This is a genomic window from Tomitella biformata AHU 1821 (genome assembly GCF_000524475.1).
Classification (GTDB): domain Bacteria; phylum Actinomycetota; class Actinomycetes; order Mycobacteriales; family Mycobacteriaceae; genus Tomitella; species Tomitella biformata.
Map to the genome: position 1 here is coordinate 1 of NZ_BAVQ01000022.1, position 16,602 is coordinate 16,602.

Here is a 16,602-nt window from a genome sequence, read left to right on the forward strand (position 1 = left end):
AATCGCCTAGCGTTCACGCTGATTCGTTGATCGCTACGCTGATCCGAATTCCACCACTACACGGGGCACTACCCACGGCACCGGCTCGGCCACGGGTGTGCGGGCGACCCGCAGCCCGTCAAGGACGGCATTACAGCACCGCGACCCGCCCCGGCCGAATCACGTTGGGTCCCCTGCCTGACAGCGCACGGCATCGCGATGACCGCCACCGACATCTCGCATTGCCCCGTTCTGCGCCGTACCGTGGGCTAGGTATGACTGCCAACCTATCGGGAGGAACCATGCGTAGAACCACCGTATTCGCCGTCGGCATCGCCGTCACCGCCCTGATCGCCACGGGCTGCTCAAGCGGAAACAACTCCGCCAACCCGTCCAGCACCCCACCACCCAGCGGATCCTCCACAGCCAGCACCAGCGCCGAGCCCACCACCGCTGTCGCAGACTCGGGCGGAGCGTTCAGCGCGGCCGGGCCCGACTTCACCTACAACGAGGCCGCAGTGCCGATCGGGTCAACCCTCACCGCGGAGGTTGACGAGGCCGACGGGATGACCACCGTCGACATCCAGGTGACGGGCCTACAGCCCGACCGCGCGTACGGTGCCCACGCGCACACACTGGCATGTGGGCCGACGCCGTCCGACTCCGGTCCGCACTACCAGAATCAGAAGGACCCCGCGGCGACGCCGGAGACTCCATCCAGCGACCCCGCCTACGCGAACACCCAGAACGAGGTGTGGCTCGACTTCACCACGGACTCCGCCGGCAACGCCAGCGCGGCCACGATGGTGGAATGGGAATTCCGGCCCGGCGAAGCCCAGTCGATCGTGATCCACGACCACCGCACCAGCACCGAGCCCGGCAAGGCGGGCATGGCCGGGGACCGATTGGCCTGCGTGCCGGTGCAGTTCCCCTGACCGCCGAATAGGACGCGTGGCAGCGCCCCCGCTGTTCGTCCTTCGTGGCCGATCTCGGCACACCCAGAATCAGGATTCCGCCACCCATCGCCGCGACTGCGCGGTGGCGGTCCACCGCCACACCATCAGCACCACCCCGCAGCAGCCAATATGCTCCAGCAGAGTTCCCGCGACATCAAGCAACCGTTGCGCCTCAGCCTTGTCGCGGGCTGCAGGTCTGGGATCTGCCACCACGAGGGCCAGCGCGTCGCAGATATCGGCGACGTGGCGGTCATCCAGTGGCTGATAGGTGAAGGCCTCGATGATCCCGTCGCGCAAATCCGGCAGACCGACGGCGAGCAGGTCCTCCGCCAGCGCCTTGGCTGGCTCGTCGAATACCGTAATCCGCCCCATCGCAACACCGTAGTGAAATGGCCCGATCAGGTCAGGACTACGGCAGATACCCCGCCCGCAAGACCGGCTCGGCCACCGGAGTGCGGGCGACCCGCAGCCCGTCGAGGATCGCATTGCGCAGTTGCCGGGGGTCGATGACGGCGTCGTAGGTGGCGGTGCCGGCCAGCCGCCAGGGCCCCGCGGCCTCGTTCTCCACCAAGGCCTTCGTCGTGTCCGCGTCCGCCTTGGAGGTCTGGCCGCCGACCTTCGCGGGGATGCCGCCGAGCACCGCGCCGGGGAAGGCCAGCGATAGTGTCTGCCCGTTGAAGGCGTTCTGTCCCATCACCGAGCTGCCGAATCCGAACGCTTTGCGCAGCGTCACATGAATCTTCGGCACGTCCGCCCGGTGCTGCGCGGCGAACATCCGAGCCCCCGCCCGCAAGATCCCGGCCCGTTCCGAGGCACTGCCCGCGAGCACGCCGGGGTTGTCGGCCAGTTGGATCAGCGGCAGGTGGAACGCGTCAGCGATCTGGATGAACCGGGCCGCCTTCTCCGCGGCGGCGACATCGATCGCGCCGGCCATGACACTGGGCTGGTTCGCGATCACAGCGACAGGCCGTCCCCCGATGCGGGCGAGCGCAGTGATGATCGAGCGGCCGTGCAGAGGTGCGAGCTCGAAAACGTCCTCGCACACCGCTTCCAGGACCTCACACATGTCATAAGGGCGGCGCGCGTCGGGCGGGATGATATCGAGCAGCTCCTCCACGGCGCGGTCCCCCTCCGCATCGATCACCTCGGGCAAAGACCACGCGTTGGCGGGCATCAGCGCAAGGTAGCGGCGTGCCAGCGCGCAGGCCTCGTCGACGTCGGCCGCGACATTGTGCGCGACACCGCTGATTCCCGCGTGCACGGCAGGTCCGCCGAGGTCCTCCTTGGTGACCTTCTCCCCCAGCGACGCCTCGACCAGCGGCGGGCCGGCCGTGAACAGCGCGGAGTGGCCGTCCACCATGATCGTGAAGTCCGAGAGCGGCGCGGCCAGGGCACCGTGCCCGGCGGAGGGCCCGGTGACGATCGCGACGGTGGGCACGAGACCCGCAAGATCCGCCAGAGCCTGTAAGTCGTTGGGGGCAGGGCGTTCTCCGCGCAGCGCGTTAGTGGCGCGATGACCGGCGCCCTCGAGCATCAGCACAAGAGGACGTCGCTCCTGCAGGGCGAGGTGAGCCAGCCGCGCGCGCTTGGTGGCGCCGGCGGTGCCGATGGACCCGCCGGCGACGGAGAAGTCCTCCGCGCCGACGAACACCGGCCGGCCGTCGATCAGCCCGTGTCCAGCGATGAACGCGTCGGCGGGCACTTCGCCTGCGAGCGCGCCGATCTCGCGGAATGAGTCGGCGTCGAGCAGGAGTCCGATGCGCTCGCGGGCATCGACCCGGCCCAGTGCGCGGCGCTTGGCCAGCTTCTCCGGCCCGCCCATAGCTAGGGCGGCCTCGGTGCGCCGCGCCAGATCCGCCAGCAGCGGCGCCCAGTCGTCGCGGTGGGTCACGGCTAGTTGGTGATCAGCTCGTCGAGCCCGTGCCGGATGACCTTGCCGGTGGCGTTGCGCGGCAACAGTTCCGTGGTGAAACGCCACTTCGTGGGGATCTTGTACTTGGCGATCTGCTCGGCTAGGTGCGCGCACAATTCCTCGCCCCCGGCCGCGTCTGCGGCATCCAGGACGACGAGCGCGCCGACCTCCTCGCCTAGGTCGTGGTGCTCGAGCCCGACCACCGCGGCCTCGAGCACGCGGGGGTGCGTCGCAAGAGCGTTCTCGATCTCCACCGGGTAGACGTTCTCGCCGCCGCGCAAGATCAGGTCCGAGCGGCGACTGCTGATGGTGAGGTAGCCGTCGCGCATGGTGCCGAGGTCGCCAGTGTGCAGCCACCCCGCGGCGTCGATCGCCTCCGCCGTGGCCTCGGGGTTATTCCAGTATCCGAGCATCACCTGCGCGCCGCGGACACAGATCTCGCCCTCAACGCCGTCGGGCACGATCGCCCCGGCCGTGTCCATGACAACGACCTCGACGTTCTGAATGGCCTTGCCGACGGTGGTGGGGTCGGCCTCGAGGTCCGCCGCGGTGGCGAACGTGGCCGCGGTGGAGCATTCCGTCTGTCCGTAGTTGGTGCCGAGGGACTGCGCGACGGCCGGGATCAGCTTGCGCAGCTTCTCCTTCAGCTCCACGGACGACGGCGCGGAGCCGAGCGAAATCGTCTTGAGCGAGGACAGGTCATAACCCGACAGGTCGCCGCGCTCGACGAGGCGGCTGGCCATCGTGGGCACCGCACCCCAGCTCTCGATGCGCTCGGCCTCGATCACCCGCAGTACCCGGTCCACCTCGAAGCGGCCGGTGTAGATCGTCAGGGTGTCGCCGGCGACCAGTCGCGGGACCGACAGGTTGTGCAGCCCCGCGATGTGGAACAGCGGGCTGGTCATGAGGTAATTGCGCATCGTGCGCGGGCGGCCGAACGCGGCCATAAGCTCGTCGTTGAAGCGGAAGAAGTCGGCGGCGGCAATGACATTCCGGTGCGAGTGCACCGCGCCCTTGGGCCGGCCCGTCGTCCCCGAGGTGTAGAGGATGACGGCCGCGTCGTCCTCGTCGATCTCCACCGCGGGCAGTTCCGCCGGCGCGCCGGGCTCGGTGGCCAGGCGGACGATGTCCTCCTCAATGGACAACATCGGAATGCCGCGGTCGGCCGCCATTGTGCCGATATTCTCTCTGCGGCGGGTGTCCGCGATGAGGATCTTCGGCTCCGAGTGGTCGAGGCCGTACTCGATCTCGGCGCGCGACCAGAATGCGTTCATCCCGACGACGACGGCGCCCAGGGACGTCGCGGCCCAGAAGCTCATGATCCACTCGGCGCTGTTCGCCGCCAGGATCGCGACGCGGTCACCCTTGCCGAGGCCATACTCGTCCTTGAACGCGTGGCTCAGGGCGGTGACGCGGCGCAGGTTCTCGGTGTAGGTCAGGCGCAGGCCGTCGCAAATGAGGTACTCGGTGTCGCCGTACTTCGCGGAGTCCAGCAGCATGTCCCGCAGCGCGCGCGAGCGTCCGGTGTACACGGGCAACGGGTGGCCCTGAACCTGCTCGACGCCGACCTCGAGCGGACCTCCCGGTCCAGTAACCTGCTCGATCGCTGCCTCGCGCGTCAGTGCCGCCATCGTTGCCTACTCCTCATACCGCGTCGAATACCTGCCTGCACCCACCACACAAGCAATTGCTTGGTGGAGCGTAGGTTGCCGCGTCCTGGCAGGTCAATCGGCGGTCTCGGTGCCCTCCCGATACCGCTTCCATCGGCCGGGGTCCACCGGGACCGGCTCGGTGCTCCCCGCCACCTTCGAGGTGCCCTCGAAACTCCTGGCCACCTCCTCGATATCGGCTAGCAACTGCTCTGCGAGGTCGCGCTCGGCCTGGTAGTACCGCGCCGACCAGCGCATAGCCATGCTGGCGAACTCCCAGGTCGGCAGCTCGGAGGTCTGCTGCGCGCGAAGCGCCGCCCCGTCGCGCATTCCCTCCACGTACACGATGTGCTCCCGCACCATCTCCTTGAGCCGGTCCGGCTCGTTGAGGTGGCCGAGCCACATCCGCACCATCATCGGATGCTTCAGCACCGGCTGGTCGACCTCTGCGTTACGCGCCCAGGCGCGCAACGCGGCCGTCCCCGCCGGGGTGATTGTGTAGACCCGACGACCGCGGGCATCGGTCTCCGCGTCCAGTTCCGACTCCACGAAACCAAGGACCTCGAGCTTCTTCAGCTCCGAGTACACCTGGCTGAACGACGGGCTCCAATAGAAGTAGTTAAGGCTCCAATCGGCCCACGTCTTCAAGTCGTAGCCGGACAGCCCCTCGCCGAATGCGAGCATCCCCAGCACAGTCCACGCGTTAGCGGGCATTTTGGGGTAGCTCGCCTCGTCGGTGGCACGGGTTTCGTCCACGGAGTCATGCATATGTCCACGCTAACAGTCGACACAGCGTGCCGCAGCGACACCTTAATTAAATTGAATTGCCGCCCGCTCAACTAGAACCGCAGCCGTCCGCCCGAGATCACGGCGGCGCCGCCACTGACCAATTCGAAGTCGATGTGCTCGCCGTCGGCCCACGTCGACAGGTCCAACTCATCTCCCGGAAATACCGGCGCGGCGAACCGGCCCGAGAGCTCCTTTAGATCCGCCGGGTGCACGCCGAGGCGCGCGGCGAGGGGCAAGGTCAGTGCGGCCATCGTGCACAGCCCGTGCATGATCGGACGGGGCTGCCCGATGCCGGCCGCCGCCTCGGGGTCGATGTGGATGTGGTGGCGATCGCCCGTCAGGCGGTAGGTCGCTGCCTGCGTCGCATAGGTCTGCACGGGCAGGACCACGTCGGGCTCCCCCTGCGGTCCGATGGGCTTGGACGGGCCGCGCTCGCCGCCGAAGCCGCCGCTGCCGGGCGCGAAAATCGACCATGTGGCCTCGAAGTACTCGCACTCGACGAGAATGTCGAACACCGCCGCCGAACCCTTGTCCCATACCTCGGTCACGCGCGCGGCCAGGTGGAGTTCGCCCGTGCGCGGCAGATCCTTCAACACCTGAAGCTGCTGCGATCCGTGCACCGAGAGCCGAGTGTCGAAACCGCCCTGCGAACCCAGCGCGTCCGGGGCCCACTGCGCGAGGGTCAGCGCGAACGTGGGCAGCACCCGCAGGCGCTCCTCGAAGATCAGGTCCAGGTCCGTCGCCTGCGCGCCGACTGCGAGGGCGTAGAGGATCGCGTCGCGCTCGGTATAGGAGACGGTGCGGGCGCCGAGGTCGACGCCCTTCCACTCGCCGGCGGGACGGGGGTCGAGTTCACGGTGTTGAGCCATAGGCGGGACGCTAGCCGGGACGCCCAGCGCCAACGCTTGGGGCTCTCGGTGAGCGAGAGGCGCTTAGGGCTCGTACCTCCACTCGAGCATGCCGTCGACGATCATGGGCTTCATTCCCCAAGCGAAGACCTCCCCCGTCTCGAGGCTGTTCGCAAGATCGGCGAGCATCGCGCTGATCGAGAGCCAGCGCGGGCCGCTGCCATCGGCTCCCTCATCAGCGAACTCTGTGACACAGCCAGACAACTCGCCCGGGCGGGTGTCCACAAATAGGTAGTAGTTGTCCAGGCCCGCGATGGGAATGAACTCCGGCAGGATCATCCCTGCGGTGTCTCCAGCCTGGGAGCCGACGGCCTCCTCTCGCAGCCAACCGTCGTCGAGCCTGCTGGCCACATCCAGCATCATCTGTCTCTCCCCGAGCATCCGGTCCAGATCAAAAAACCCATGTCCCGGCAGGATCGGAGCCGAGCTATCCAGCGGCAGCCCGTTGACATCCTCAAATAGCTCGATGAGCTCCGCCGGCCACTTAACCCCCGTGGCCGCCTCGGCCCGGGCAATCCTGTCCGGATCGGCCCCGACGATGGGCACCGCCGGCAAGTTCTCCCCCATCCACTCCGCTATCCGGCTCCACTGCACGGCGACCGATCCCGGAGGCGTCGCCGACAGCACCGGCTCCGCGGGCGGCGCGTCACGCGCCAGCTCGTCGGCTGCCCTCTGTTCTGCGATCGCGACCTCGATGCGCTCGCGCAATTCCGGATCAGAAAGCTCTGGATCGAAGAAGCCGCTGACCCAGGCCATGTCCTGATTGATGCTCACGAAAACTGTCCCGGGTTCGCACACGTCCCCACCTCGACTTTGCTCGTCGAGGATGAGCTGTCGTCCCCGCTCGATCGCGGTGGCCAGCGCGGTCTCTCGGTCCTACTCGGTGCCATTGACGAGGGAGGAACTGCCGACGACCGTCGTCGGGCAAGCGAAGGACCAGGACGTCTCCTGTTCGAACTGCGATTCCACTGCGACTCCGCCCCTGTCTGCCGTGCAGGCCGCTGCCAACCCGAGTACTGCCAACAGCGCCGCAGCCCTAGCGACAGCTTGCATCCCGTTCCAGCTCACCGTGGATACCACCATTCGTCGGGCCGGGCACTGAGGAGGCTCCACAGACACATCCGTCGATGCTTCCACAGCCGTGCTCTTTGCCAGGAGAAACCGATGTTCCAGCCCCTATCGAGACCCCCGGATCAACCGCCCCGGCAACGCGCCCGTGTGCTCGCCCTCACGGAACACGATCTCGCCCGCGACGATCGTCGCCTCATAGCCGGCCGCCGTCTGCATCAGCCGCCGCCCGCCCGTCGGCAGGTCGTACGCGACGAAGGGATCGCCCGCCTGGAGCCGCTCGAAGTCGATCACATTGAGGTCCGCACGGTAGCCCGGCTTGATGACCCCGCGGTCCCCCAGACCGAGCGCCTCGGCGGTGTCCGCGGTCTGACGCTTGACCAGCCACTCGATGGGGAATAACTTGCCCCGCACGCGGTCCCGGCCCCAGAGGGTGAGCATCGTCGTCGGGAAGCTGGCATCCGAGATCGCACCGCAGTGCGCGCCGCCGTCGCCGAGCGCGGGGATGGTGATGGGGTGCTCGAGCATCTCGGCGCAGGCGTCGAGGTTGCCCTCGAGGTAGTTGAGCATCGGGAAGTACAGCAGGCCGCCGGCGGTCATGTGGTCATAGGCCAGAGCCTCCGGGAGGACTCCTGCGCGGGCCGCCGCGGCGTCGATGGAGTACTCGGGCCCCGGCTCGTAGTTCACGGGGCTGCCCAGGATGAACTGGTTCTCGAAGCTCTGCGAGAGCCGCGCGTGCAGCGCCGCCCCTTCGATCGGCACCTGGGCCAGGATGGCGTCGCGCACCTCGGGCCGGCGCAGCTGTGCGAGGCGTTCCGGCACAGGCAGATCCGCGATCTCCAGATAGGAGGGGCAACTCATGAACGGGTGCCAGCTCAGCTCCCAACCGAGCATCACGCCGATGGCTCGCGAGGCCACCTGGCCGCGGATCGGCACGCCGGTCTCCTCGCCGATCTGCTGCAGGCCCTCGAGCAGCGCGCGCCACTTGTCCTTGTCCGCCCCAGCCTGGGTGATCGACACGGACACGGGCCGCCCAGAGGCCTCCGCGACGGCTCGGACGAACGCCATCTCCTCTGGCCGGTCGATGAAGTCGGAGATGAGGTCGATGACGCCGTCGCCCGCGTCCTTGAGGCCCAGCGCCATCGTCAGCAACTCCTCGCGCGAGGCGGTCAGACTCGGTGTCGGCGACCCGTCCGCGGCCTTGTGCACGGCGGTCCTCGACGTCGACCAGCCCAGAGCTCCAGCCCGGACCGCGTCGGCGATGATCACCCGCATCTGCGCCAATTCGTCTGCGGTGGGGCGGGACTCGTGGTCCCCGCCGCGCTCCCCCATCACAAAGGTGCGCAGCGCGCCGTGCGGGACCTGCGCCCCGAAGTCGATGGCGCGCGGCTGTTCGATCGCGTCGAGGTACTCGGGGAAAGTGGTCCAGTCCCAGCTGATCCCCTCCGCGAGGACGCTGCCGGGGATGTCCTCGACGCCCTCCATAAGGTTGATCAGCCAGTCGCGATCCTGCGGCTTGACGGGCGCGAAGCCGACGCCGCAGTTGCCCATCACCACCGTGGTCACGCCGTGCAGGCTCGACGGGGTGAGCAGCTCGTCCCAGCTGACCTGCCCGTCGTAGTGGGTGTGGATATCGACGAAGCCCGGGGTGGCCAGCTTGCCACGGGCGTCGATCTCGGTGCGGCCGCTCGCGACAACCTCGCCGACGACGGTGATGAGGCCGCCGTCCACGGCGATATCGGCGGCGAAGCCCGGCCCGCCGGTCCCGTCGATGACGGTGGCGCCGCGGATAACGAGATCATGCATGGTGGGTCTCCATAATTCGGGCGGGCGCCGCGGCGACCTCGCGGGCCGCGGCGACGGCCGCCGGGATGATTGCGGTGAACTGCAGGAATCCGTGCGCCAGCGGCTCCAGGTGGTGCAGCCGCACGTCGACCCCCGCCGCCGTGAGGCGCGCCGCGTAGTCGAGGCCCTCATCGCGCAGCGGGTCATGCCCGCCAACGAACACCTCGGTGGGGGCCAGACCGGAGAGGTCAGCCGCGCGGATCGGGGCAAACGACGCGTCCACACGGTCCGCGGGGTCCGGGCAGTAATGGTCGATGAACCACGCCATCTCCCGCCGCCCGATCAAGATGTCCGAGTTCTCGACGTAGGACGGACGGTCCAGATCCCCGTCAACCACCGGGTACACCAGGACCGTGCCCGCGATGCGCTCGTCCGCGCGTAACCGCTGGGCGCAGACCGCCGCGAGGTTGCCGCCCGCGCTATCGCCCATGAGCACCAACCGATCCCACCGGCGCGCGGCCCAGTCGACGGCGTCGAGGACGTCCTCGACCGCGGCGGGAAACGGCGCCTCCGGGGCAAGGCGGTAGTCGACGCTGAGGACCGGCATCGCGGAGGCGTCCGCGATGAGTCGGCAGGTCGCGTCGGCGTACTCGAGGTCGCCGGTGACCCAGCCGCCGCCGTGGAAGTAGACAACGGCACCCTCACCCCGAACCACGTCAGGCGTGTAGAGCCGTCCGCCGAAATGCGGGGCGAGCTCCACCTCCTCGACCGTTCTCAGCTCCGGGCCGGGCGCGCAGGTGCCGGCGGTCGCGGCGATCACAGCGCGAGCGTCGGACACCGGGAGCTCGACCATCGGGGTGTTGCCAGCCTTGGCCATGGCGTCGACCAGCCCTGCGGTGTGTGGATCCAGCAGTGGAAATCTCGCGGCGGCTGTCACTGGGGCGCTCCTAGTGGGACGGCGGGGTGTGAAACTAGAACCTAGATCTATTATGAGACCTGCGCCACTCCGAGTCCCACCGCCAGAATCCCGATCCGCCGCTCCGAAGGACACGCCACCCATGACCACCACCCGCTTCGACGCCGTCATCGTCGGCGCCGGCTTCTCCGGCCTCTACCTCCTGCACAAGCTCCAGGCGCAGGGCCTGAGCGTGCGGCTCTTCGAGGCCGGCGACGAGGTCGGCGGTACCTGGCACTGGAACCGCTACCCCGGCGCGCGGTGCGATGTGGAGAGCCTGGACTACTCGTACTCCTTCGACGACGACCTCGCGAGCGAGTGGGTCTGGACCGAGCGCTACGCGCCGCAGCCGGAGATCTACGCGTACCTGCGGCACGTCGCCGACCGTTTCGACCTGCGCCGCGATATCGCGTTCAGCACCCGGGTCGACGCCGCCGAATGGGCTCAGAACTCCTGGCAGGTGACGACGGACCAGGGCGACACCGTCGAGGCAGGCCTGCTATTCATGGCCACCGGCAGCCTGTCCGCCGCGAACATTCCGGAGTTGCCCGGGCTCGATGGGTTCACCGGCCAGATCCTGCACACCGCCCAGTGGCCAGACACGGAGGTCGACTTCGCAGGCAAACGAGTGGGCGTGATCGGCACCGGGTCGTCGGGCATCCAGGTGATCCCCCAATTGGCCCGTCGTGCAGCGCATCTCACTGTCTTCCAGCGCACCCCCAACTTCAGCCTGCCCGCGCGCAACCACGAGCGCAGCCCCGAGCAGATCGAGCACGCCCGGCGCACCCACAAGCAGCGCCGTGCCAGCGCCCTGCAGACCCCGGGCGGCTGGAACATCACGCCTGGCACCCTGTCCGCACAGTCAGTCTCAGATGTCGAGCGGGAGAAGCTGTTCCGCGAGCGCTGGGACATCGGCGGCATCGGCATGACGATGACGTTCGGCGACCTGCTCACCGACGCCGCTTCCAATGACCTGGCGGCGGACTTCGTGCGCGACCGCATCCGCGAGACCGTGCGGGACCCGGCCACCGCCGAGATGCTGTGTCCCACTGGTTATCCCTTCGCGGCCAAGCGCCCGTGCGTCGATATCGACTACTTCGAGACGTACAACCGGCCGAATGTCACCCTGGTGGACGTGCGCGCGCACCCGATCACGGGACTCACCGTCGACGGTCTGCGAGCCGGCGATCAGCTCCACGAGCTCGACATCCTGGTGTTCGCCACCGGCTTCGATGCGATGACGGGCGCGCTGGCCAAGATCGACATCCTCGGCCGCGGCGGGCTCGCCCTGCAGGAGGCGTGGGCGGACGGCCCGCGCACCTACCTGGGCGTCGCGACCGCAGGCTTCCCGAACTTGTTCGTTCTGGCCGGTCCCGGCAGCCCGTCGGTGCTGACGAATGTGGCCGTCTCCATCGAACAGCACGTGGAGTGGCTCGCCGAGCACGTGGAGTACCTGCGAGCCAACGGCTTCCGCGTCAGCGAGGCCCAAAGACTGGCCCAGGACGACTGGGTGGAGCACGTGAACACGGTGGCGTCGGCAACCCTCTATCCGCAGGCCGACTCCTGGTACCTGGGCGCGAACATCCCTGGCAAGCCACGCAGGTTCATGCCGTACCCCGGCGGGATCGGGCCGTACCGCGCCAAGTGCGACGCGGTGGCCGCGGCGGGGTACGAGGGGTTCAACCTCTCTTAGCCGCGGGGCCCCTGGAAGACCAACGTGATCGCCCGGTCGACGATGCGGTATACCTCAGCCATCGTGGTGCCGCCGCGCTGATAGAGCCCCAGCGCAAAGGTCAGCACCGCCGACACGACCGTGATGAGGTCCGCGGCCTCCTCCACCCCGACGAGCTCGCCGCGGAAGGACTCGACCACCAAGCTCGAGAAGTCCCGGTAGAGCGCCTGCGCCTCGGCGTCGGCGGACTGCTGGATGACGTGCTGGAGCCCGATGAAATTCTGCTGGGCCTCGAACCGCGCCACGGACTGCAGGGCCCGCGCCCGCAACCGAGACTCCGGATCGGACTCATCCGCGGCCGGCGCGCGCTCCGGCCGGGCGTCCGACCACGCCCACAGCACTGCCGCATAGAGGTGTTCCTTCGAGCCGAAGTACCGATACAGAGTGCCGAGCGCGACGCCGGCCGACTCCGCGACGTCGCGGATCTGAATCTGTTCAAACGGCTGCGCGTCCAATAGCGCTGCGGCCGCCTCGATGATGCGCTCGCGACGCTGACGCTGCCCGCGCGGGAGATCCTGCGGCTGCGGCGATCGCGCTGTCCCACTGCTCACCGCTAACCTCCGGATTGTTGGGCCACTACCGCGTCGAGTGTTCCAGACCAAGCCGGTGACCACACCATCGTTCGGGATCCCCTAAGCCTTGCGACGCTCGAGACCCCGCACACCAATTTCTGGGGCAGGCGTGAACCAGAGTTCCTAGAGTGACAGGTGGTACATAACCGCAGGTCAATTGTGCTAAATCTGCCACGTTAGATAGCCTGTTCGGATAAACTTGGGTCATGTGCACCCCGGGGATTCAACTCGACAGGCAGGCGATCGCCATGCTCGCGAGTCCCTTGGACGTGGCCCCGGAAGCCCTCCCCACTGATCTCCTCTACGAGCTGACGGAGCAATGGATAGCCGACGCCCTCTCCGCGGACGTGCTCGAGCTTCAGTTCCTGGACGCCATCGTCTCCCGTGATCCCATCTGCGGCGCAGACAAGGCCGCCGCCGCCTGGCTGCATCGGCGAGCTACCCTGCGGCAGTCGGACGCTCGCGCCGAGATCGCCTTCGCCATCGGCATGTGCAAGCACCGAGAAATCCTCACCTCCTATGCGCAGTCCGAGATCAGCCGCCGCGAGGCCAAACGGATCATTAAGTTCCTCGAGTTCCCGCCGAAGAACGCCACGGACGACGACATCCCCGACATTCGCGCCAAGCTCCTCGACGCGGCCCGCACCCATGACCCTGAAGCACTGCGCGAGGAAGAGGAGACGATCCGGCAAGCCTTCACGGACGACGTGCCGCCGTCGGAGGACCACGACCGCAACGAGCTATTCATCCATCAGGGCCTGTACGGGCGCCATTTCCTCAATGGAGATCTCGACGCCGAGACCGCCGCCAAGCTCGAGGAGGCGCTCCGCCCCTACGCCGCCCCGCGCCCCGAGCACGACGGGACTCCGGACAAGCGGCCCGCCGCGATGCGGCGAGCGGAGGCCCTCGGCGACATCCTTGACGCGCACCTCGCCAGCCGCGAACGCCCCGAGGAGAACGGCGAGCGGCCCCGGCTTACGGTGCACATCAACCTCGATGCCCTGTTCGGGCACATCCCCACACATGCCGAGCGCATCGCGCTCATCCGCGCCGGCCGTCTCGACGAGGCCCTCGACACGATGAGGTTGGGCTGGAACAGCTGCATGGGCCCGGTCTCGCTGGCCACGGCACAGCGGATCGCCTGTGATTGCGAAATGCTCATGATCGGGGCCGACGAGAACGGCGCCCCGCTCGCCGTCGACACCGGCGAGAGGTTCGCGTCGAAGAAGCTCCGCCAAGCCCTCGCCGACAGAGATCGCGGGTGCGCCTTCCCCCACTGCAACCGCCCCTCCGGCATGACACAGGCTCACCACCTAGTGCACTGGGTGCACGGCGGACGCACCCACATCGACAATCTCGCCTCCCTCTGCGCCGAGCACCACCGAGCCGTCCACCATCACGGTTGGGATATAGCGATGGCCGCGAATCGGCATCCGATATTCCGCCCGCCGGAGAGAATCGACCCGCTTAGGCGCTGGCTGAACAGCAGGGGTCGCCCCGTTCACGACACCGCCTGAGGTCCACCCGACAGCCCCTCAACCACGGGCAACCCCACGGAGTCAACGCCGATGGGGCTGCCTGCACGCGGTCTCAACGCGAACCGCCGCCGCCGCGGCCCGCCGCAAACCTGACCCATTTACACTCTCGACAAACGGACTATCACGATATATCGTGATGTAGTCACCCAGAAAGAGTGACGATGTCACGATATTCAGGAGAAACACATGCACAGCCACAACAATGACCACATGCGCGGCCACGGAGCACGCCGCCGCCACGACAACAGCGCCCGGATGGGCTTCGGATTCAGCGGCGATGACGGCCGCCGCGGCCGCCATCCCCGAGGCGGCGGGCTGGGTCGCGAGCCCTGGGCCGGCGCGCCCCAAACCGGAGAACCCATGGGCTTCGGCGCAGAACACCCCCACGCCGAGCACGGCCCGCACGGGGAGGGCCCCCACGGCCGACGCGGCGGCGGCCCACGAGGCGGCGGTCCGCGAGGCGGGGGCCGCGGGCGAGGTCGCGCACAGCGCGGAGACATCCGCACCGCAACGCTGCTGCTGCTGACTGAGGAGCCGATGCACGGCTACCAGATCATGCAGGCCATCGCGGAGCGCACCGGCAGCGCATGGCGCCCCAGCCCCGGGGCCATCTACCCGACCATCGCCCAGCTCGAGGACGAGGGCCTGATCACCATCACCCGGGAGGGCGGGCGAAAGCTGGCCACCCTGACCGAGGCGGGCAAGCAGCACGTGGAGGAGAACGCCGCCGCCATGGGCAATCCGTTCGGGGCGATGTCGCGCGGCGCCGACGGACGCCACGACCTGCGCAGCGCGATCGATGACGTGCAGACCGCCACCCGGATCGTCGCCAAGAGGGGCACAGACGCCCAGATCGCGGCCGTCCACCAGATCCTCGCCCAGGCCCGGAAGTCGATCTACCTGGTCCTGGCCGAGGAGAACGACGCCGACGCCCCCGCCGCTGAGTCCAGCAGCGAGTAACTCAGCCCTGGACCGGCAGGTCCCCCAGGAACCGCTGGCGGCCGAACTTGCCGAACTCCGCCTCGAGGACGTCTTTGTCCTCGTTCGACATCAGCGTGTACTCCACGCCGCCACGGCCCGTCCACTGGTAGATCGGGTCGGCGCTGCGCCAGGCATCCGCCTTGACCTTGGCCTTCTGCACCTTGTTGGAGCCCGTGGTCGGCAGCCCGGTGGAGACGCGCAGGAATCGCGGGGTCGCCTTCGTGCCGAGGTCCTCCTGGCTGGCCAGGAAGTCGCGCAAGTGCGCGGGATCGAACTGCCCGCCCTCCTCAACCTCGATGGCGGCCATCACCTGATCCCCCGAGCGCGGGTCCGGCACCGCGTACACGACGGCCGTGACCACCGGCGGGTAACGGCGGATCACGCGCTCAATCATCAGCGCCGACGTGTTCTCGCCGTCGATGCGGATCCAGTCGCCCTTGCGGCCCGCGAAATACAGGAAGCCCTCGGTGTCGACGTAACCGAGGTCCCCGGTCCAGTACCAGCCGTTGCGGATCCGCTCGGCGTCCGCCTCATCGTTCTTGTAGTAGCCCTCGAACGCCCGGACCCCCTCCTTGTTCACCATCTCGCCAATGGCCTCGTCGGGGTTGAGCACCCGGCCGTGCTCGTCGAGCACCGCACGCCCGCGCTCGACGAAGGTGGCTGCGTCGACCACCGCGATGCCGTCGTGCGCGGGTCGCCCGAGCGCGCCGGCGGGGGCCGCGGGGTCCAGGCGGACGCTGCCCGCTCCCTCGCTGGAGCCGTAGCCCTCGAACAGCTCCGCGCCGAAGCGCCGCTTGAACTCGCTCTGGTCGTCGGGCGAGGCCTCGGTGCCGAAGCCGTGGGTGATGGTGTTCTCGGTGTCGTCCGGCTGCTCGGGCGTGAGCATCAGGTAACCGAGGGCCTTGCCGACGTACGTGAAGAAGGTGGCGCCGTAGAAGCGGATGTCGGACAGGAATCCCGACGCGGTGAACTTCGGTGTCAGCACCACAGTCGCGCCGACGGCCAGCGACGGCGCCCACAGCGCCATCAGCGCGTTGCCGTGAAACAGGGGCATGCAGCAGTAGCTGATGTCCTCGCGTTTGATGCTGTACTTGCGGCTGTTCTGATAGGCCAGGCGGGTCAGGCGGCCCTGGCTGCACTTGACGGCCTTCGACATGCCGGTGGTGCCGGAGGTGAACAGCAGGAGCAAGAGCGTGTCCTCGTCAACGCCCTCCGCGACCTCTACCGGAGCGTCGGCGTGCTCGGCCAACAGCGCCGCGTACTCCGGGGAATCGATGAGCAGGAAGCGGTCCTCGCCGAGGCCCAGGTCCAGGCCATCGAGCAGCGCCTTGCCGGCCGCGTCGGTGACGATCAGCTGGCAGTCGACGTAGCGGATCTCCTGTTCGAGCTCCGCGCCGCGGCGGGTCGAGTTGATGCCGACGATCGCGGCGCCGGACAGCGCCGCGCCGCCCAGCCAGAAGAGGAACTCGGGCACGTTCTCGAGAAGCACCCCGATATGGAAGGGGCCCTCGCGGCGCAGCGACTGCGCCGCCGCGGCCCGCGTCGCGCTCTCGCGCACCGTCTCGTCCCAGGTCCAGTCCTGGTCCTTGGAGCGAGTGCCCAGGTGGGTGTCGCCGACGCGGTCAAGTAGCAGCTCGACGATGGAGCTGCGGTCTACCTGGGACATCAGCGGTCCACCGCCGTCAGGGCTAGATTGTCCGCATCCAGATTACGCATCGAAGTCCTCCGTGAAATGTTCATGCATTTACCCCAGTGGTCGCGACGCGGCGGGTCCTCGC

14 protein-coding genes are annotated in these 16,602 nt (G+C 68.2%); 4 read left to right on the forward strand and 10 right to left on the reverse strand.

Annotated features, from left to right (window positions below; translation table 11 throughout):
• Window positions 1-281: 281 nt before the first annotated feature.
• Window positions 282-914 (forward strand): superoxide dismutase family protein, encoded by a 633-nt coding sequence (locus TBIF_RS08195; RefSeq protein ID WP_024794341.1) that lies wholly within the window; start codon window positions 282-284, stop codon window positions 912-914.
• Window positions 915-983: 69 nt separating this feature from the next.
• Here the strand turns inward: TBIF_RS08195 and TBIF_RS08200 are convergent, their stop codons facing one another.
• From TBIF_RS08200 to TBIF_RS08240, 8 genes are all read right to left on the reverse strand, one after another.
• Window positions 984-1,307: a hypothetical protein gene (locus TBIF_RS08200; protein ID WP_024794342.1), complete on the reverse strand. Its 324-nt coding sequence runs from the start codon at window positions 1,305-1,307 to the stop codon at window positions 984-986.
• 37 nt (window positions 1,308-1,344) lie between these two features.
• Entirely contained in the window at window positions 1,345-2,826 is a 1,482-nt protein-coding gene (locus TBIF_RS08205; protein ID WP_024794343.1) for an acyl-CoA carboxylase subunit beta, read from the reverse strand.
• A gap of 2 nt (window positions 2,827-2,828) precedes the next feature.
• A complete protein-coding gene (casG, locus tag TBIF_RS08210; protein ID WP_024794344.1) occupies window positions 2,829-4,478 on the reverse strand; it encodes a steroid-24-oyl-CoA synthetase in 1,650 nt (549 codons plus the stop codon).
• 93 nt (window positions 4,479-4,571) lie between these two features.
• Window positions 4,572-5,264, reverse strand: coding sequence for a PadR family transcriptional regulator (locus TBIF_RS08215; RefSeq protein ID WP_024794345.1), 693 nt, complete (start codon window positions 5,262-5,264; stop codon window positions 4,572-4,574).
• Window positions 5,265-5,335: 71 nt separating this feature from the next.
• Window positions 5,336-6,154 (reverse strand): MaoC/PaaZ C-terminal domain-containing protein, encoded by an 819-nt coding sequence (locus TBIF_RS08220; RefSeq protein WP_024794346.1) that lies wholly within the window; start codon window positions 6,152-6,154, stop codon window positions 5,336-5,338.
• 63 nt (window positions 6,155-6,217) lie between these two features.
• Window positions 6,218-6,967, reverse strand: a complete 750-nt coding sequence (locus tag TBIF_RS08225; protein WP_024794347.1) for an SMI1/KNR4 family protein — start codon at window positions 6,965-6,967, stop codon at window positions 6,218-6,220.
• 402 nt (window positions 6,968-7,369) lie between these two features.
• A complete protein-coding gene (locus TBIF_RS08235) occupies window positions 7,370-9,067 on the reverse strand; it encodes an N-acyl-D-amino-acid deacylase family protein (protein WP_024794349.1) in 1,698 nt (565 codons plus the stop codon).
• Entirely contained in the window at window positions 9,060-9,983 is a 924-nt protein-coding gene (locus TBIF_RS08240) for an alpha/beta hydrolase (RefSeq protein WP_024794350.1), read from the reverse strand. The genes TBIF_RS08235 and TBIF_RS08240 overlap by 8 nt, the downstream gene beginning before the upstream one ends.
• A 121-nt stretch (window positions 9,984-10,104) precedes the next feature.
• Between TBIF_RS08240 and TBIF_RS08245 the strand changes: the two genes are divergently transcribed.
• Complete coding sequence (locus tag TBIF_RS08245) at window positions 10,105-11,694, forward strand: flavin-containing monooxygenase (RefSeq protein WP_024794351.1); 1,590 nt, start codon at window positions 10,105-10,107, stop codon at window positions 11,692-11,694.
• On the opposite strand, the gene TBIF_RS25355 is transcribed toward TBIF_RS08245, so the two are convergent.
• Window positions 11,691-12,284: a TetR/AcrR family transcriptional regulator gene (locus TBIF_RS25355; RefSeq protein WP_024794352.1), complete on the reverse strand. Its 594-nt coding sequence runs from the start codon at window positions 12,282-12,284 to the stop codon at window positions 11,691-11,693. The genes TBIF_RS08245 and TBIF_RS25355 overlap by 4 nt on opposite strands.
• A 227-nt stretch (window positions 12,285-12,511) precedes the next feature.
• Here TBIF_RS25355 and TBIF_RS23235 point away from each other — a divergent pair, with 227 nt between their 5' ends.
• Window positions 12,512-13,822 carry an HNH endonuclease signature motif containing protein gene (locus tag TBIF_RS23235; RefSeq protein WP_024794353.1) on the forward strand — a complete coding sequence of 437 codons (1,311 nt, stop codon included), beginning with the start codon at window positions 12,512-12,514 and terminating at the stop codon, window positions 13,820-13,822.
• 207 nt (window positions 13,823-14,029) lie between these two features.
• Entirely contained in the window at window positions 14,030-14,803 is a 774-nt protein-coding gene (locus TBIF_RS23240) for a PadR family transcriptional regulator (protein WP_024794354.1), read from the forward strand.
• A gap of 1 nt (window position 14,804) precedes the next feature.
• Here the strand turns inward: TBIF_RS23240 and casI are convergent, their stop codons facing one another.
• A complete protein-coding gene (gene casI / locus TBIF_RS08265; RefSeq protein WP_024794355.1) occupies window positions 14,805-16,490 on the reverse strand; it encodes a steroid-22-oyl-CoA synthetase in 1,686 nt (561 codons plus the stop codon).
• Between the last annotated feature and the right edge of the window lie 112 nt (window positions 16,491-16,602).

Coding starts and splice junctions, on each gene's coding strand:
- TBIF_RS08195 (WP_024794341.1), top strand. CDS start 282: ATGCGTAGAACCACCGTATTCGCCGTCGGCATCGCCGTCACCGCCCTG.
- TBIF_RS08200 (WP_024794342.1), bottom strand. CDS start 1,307: ATGGGGCGGATTACGGTATTCGACGAGCCAGCCAAGGCGCTGGCGGAG.
- casG (WP_024794344.1), bottom strand. CDS start 4,478: ATGGCGGCACTGACGCGCGAGGCAGCGATCGAGCAGGTTACTGGACCG.
- TBIF_RS08215 (WP_024794345.1), bottom strand. CDS start 5,264: ATGCATGACTCCGTGGACGAAACCCGTGCCACCGACGAGGCGAGCTAC.
- TBIF_RS08220 (WP_024794346.1), bottom strand. CDS start 6,154: ATGGCTCAACACCGTGAACTCGACCCCCGTCCCGCCGGCGAGTGGAAG.
- TBIF_RS08235 (WP_024794349.1), bottom strand. CDS start 9,067: ATGCATGATCTCGTTATCCGCGGCGCCACCGTCATCGACGGGACCGGC.
- TBIF_RS08245 (WP_024794351.1), top strand. CDS start 10,105: ATGACCACCACCCGCTTCGACGCCGTCATCGTCGGCGCCGGCTTCTCC.
- TBIF_RS23235 (WP_024794353.1), top strand. CDS start 12,512: ATGTGCACCCCGGGGATTCAACTCGACAGGCAGGCGATCGCCATGCTC.
- TBIF_RS23240 (WP_024794354.1), top strand. CDS start 14,030: ATGCACAGCCACAACAATGACCACATGCGCGGCCACGGAGCACGCCGC.
- casI (WP_024794355.1), bottom strand. CDS start 16,490: ATGTCCCAGGTAGACCGCAGCTCCATCGTCGAGCTGCTACTTGACCGC.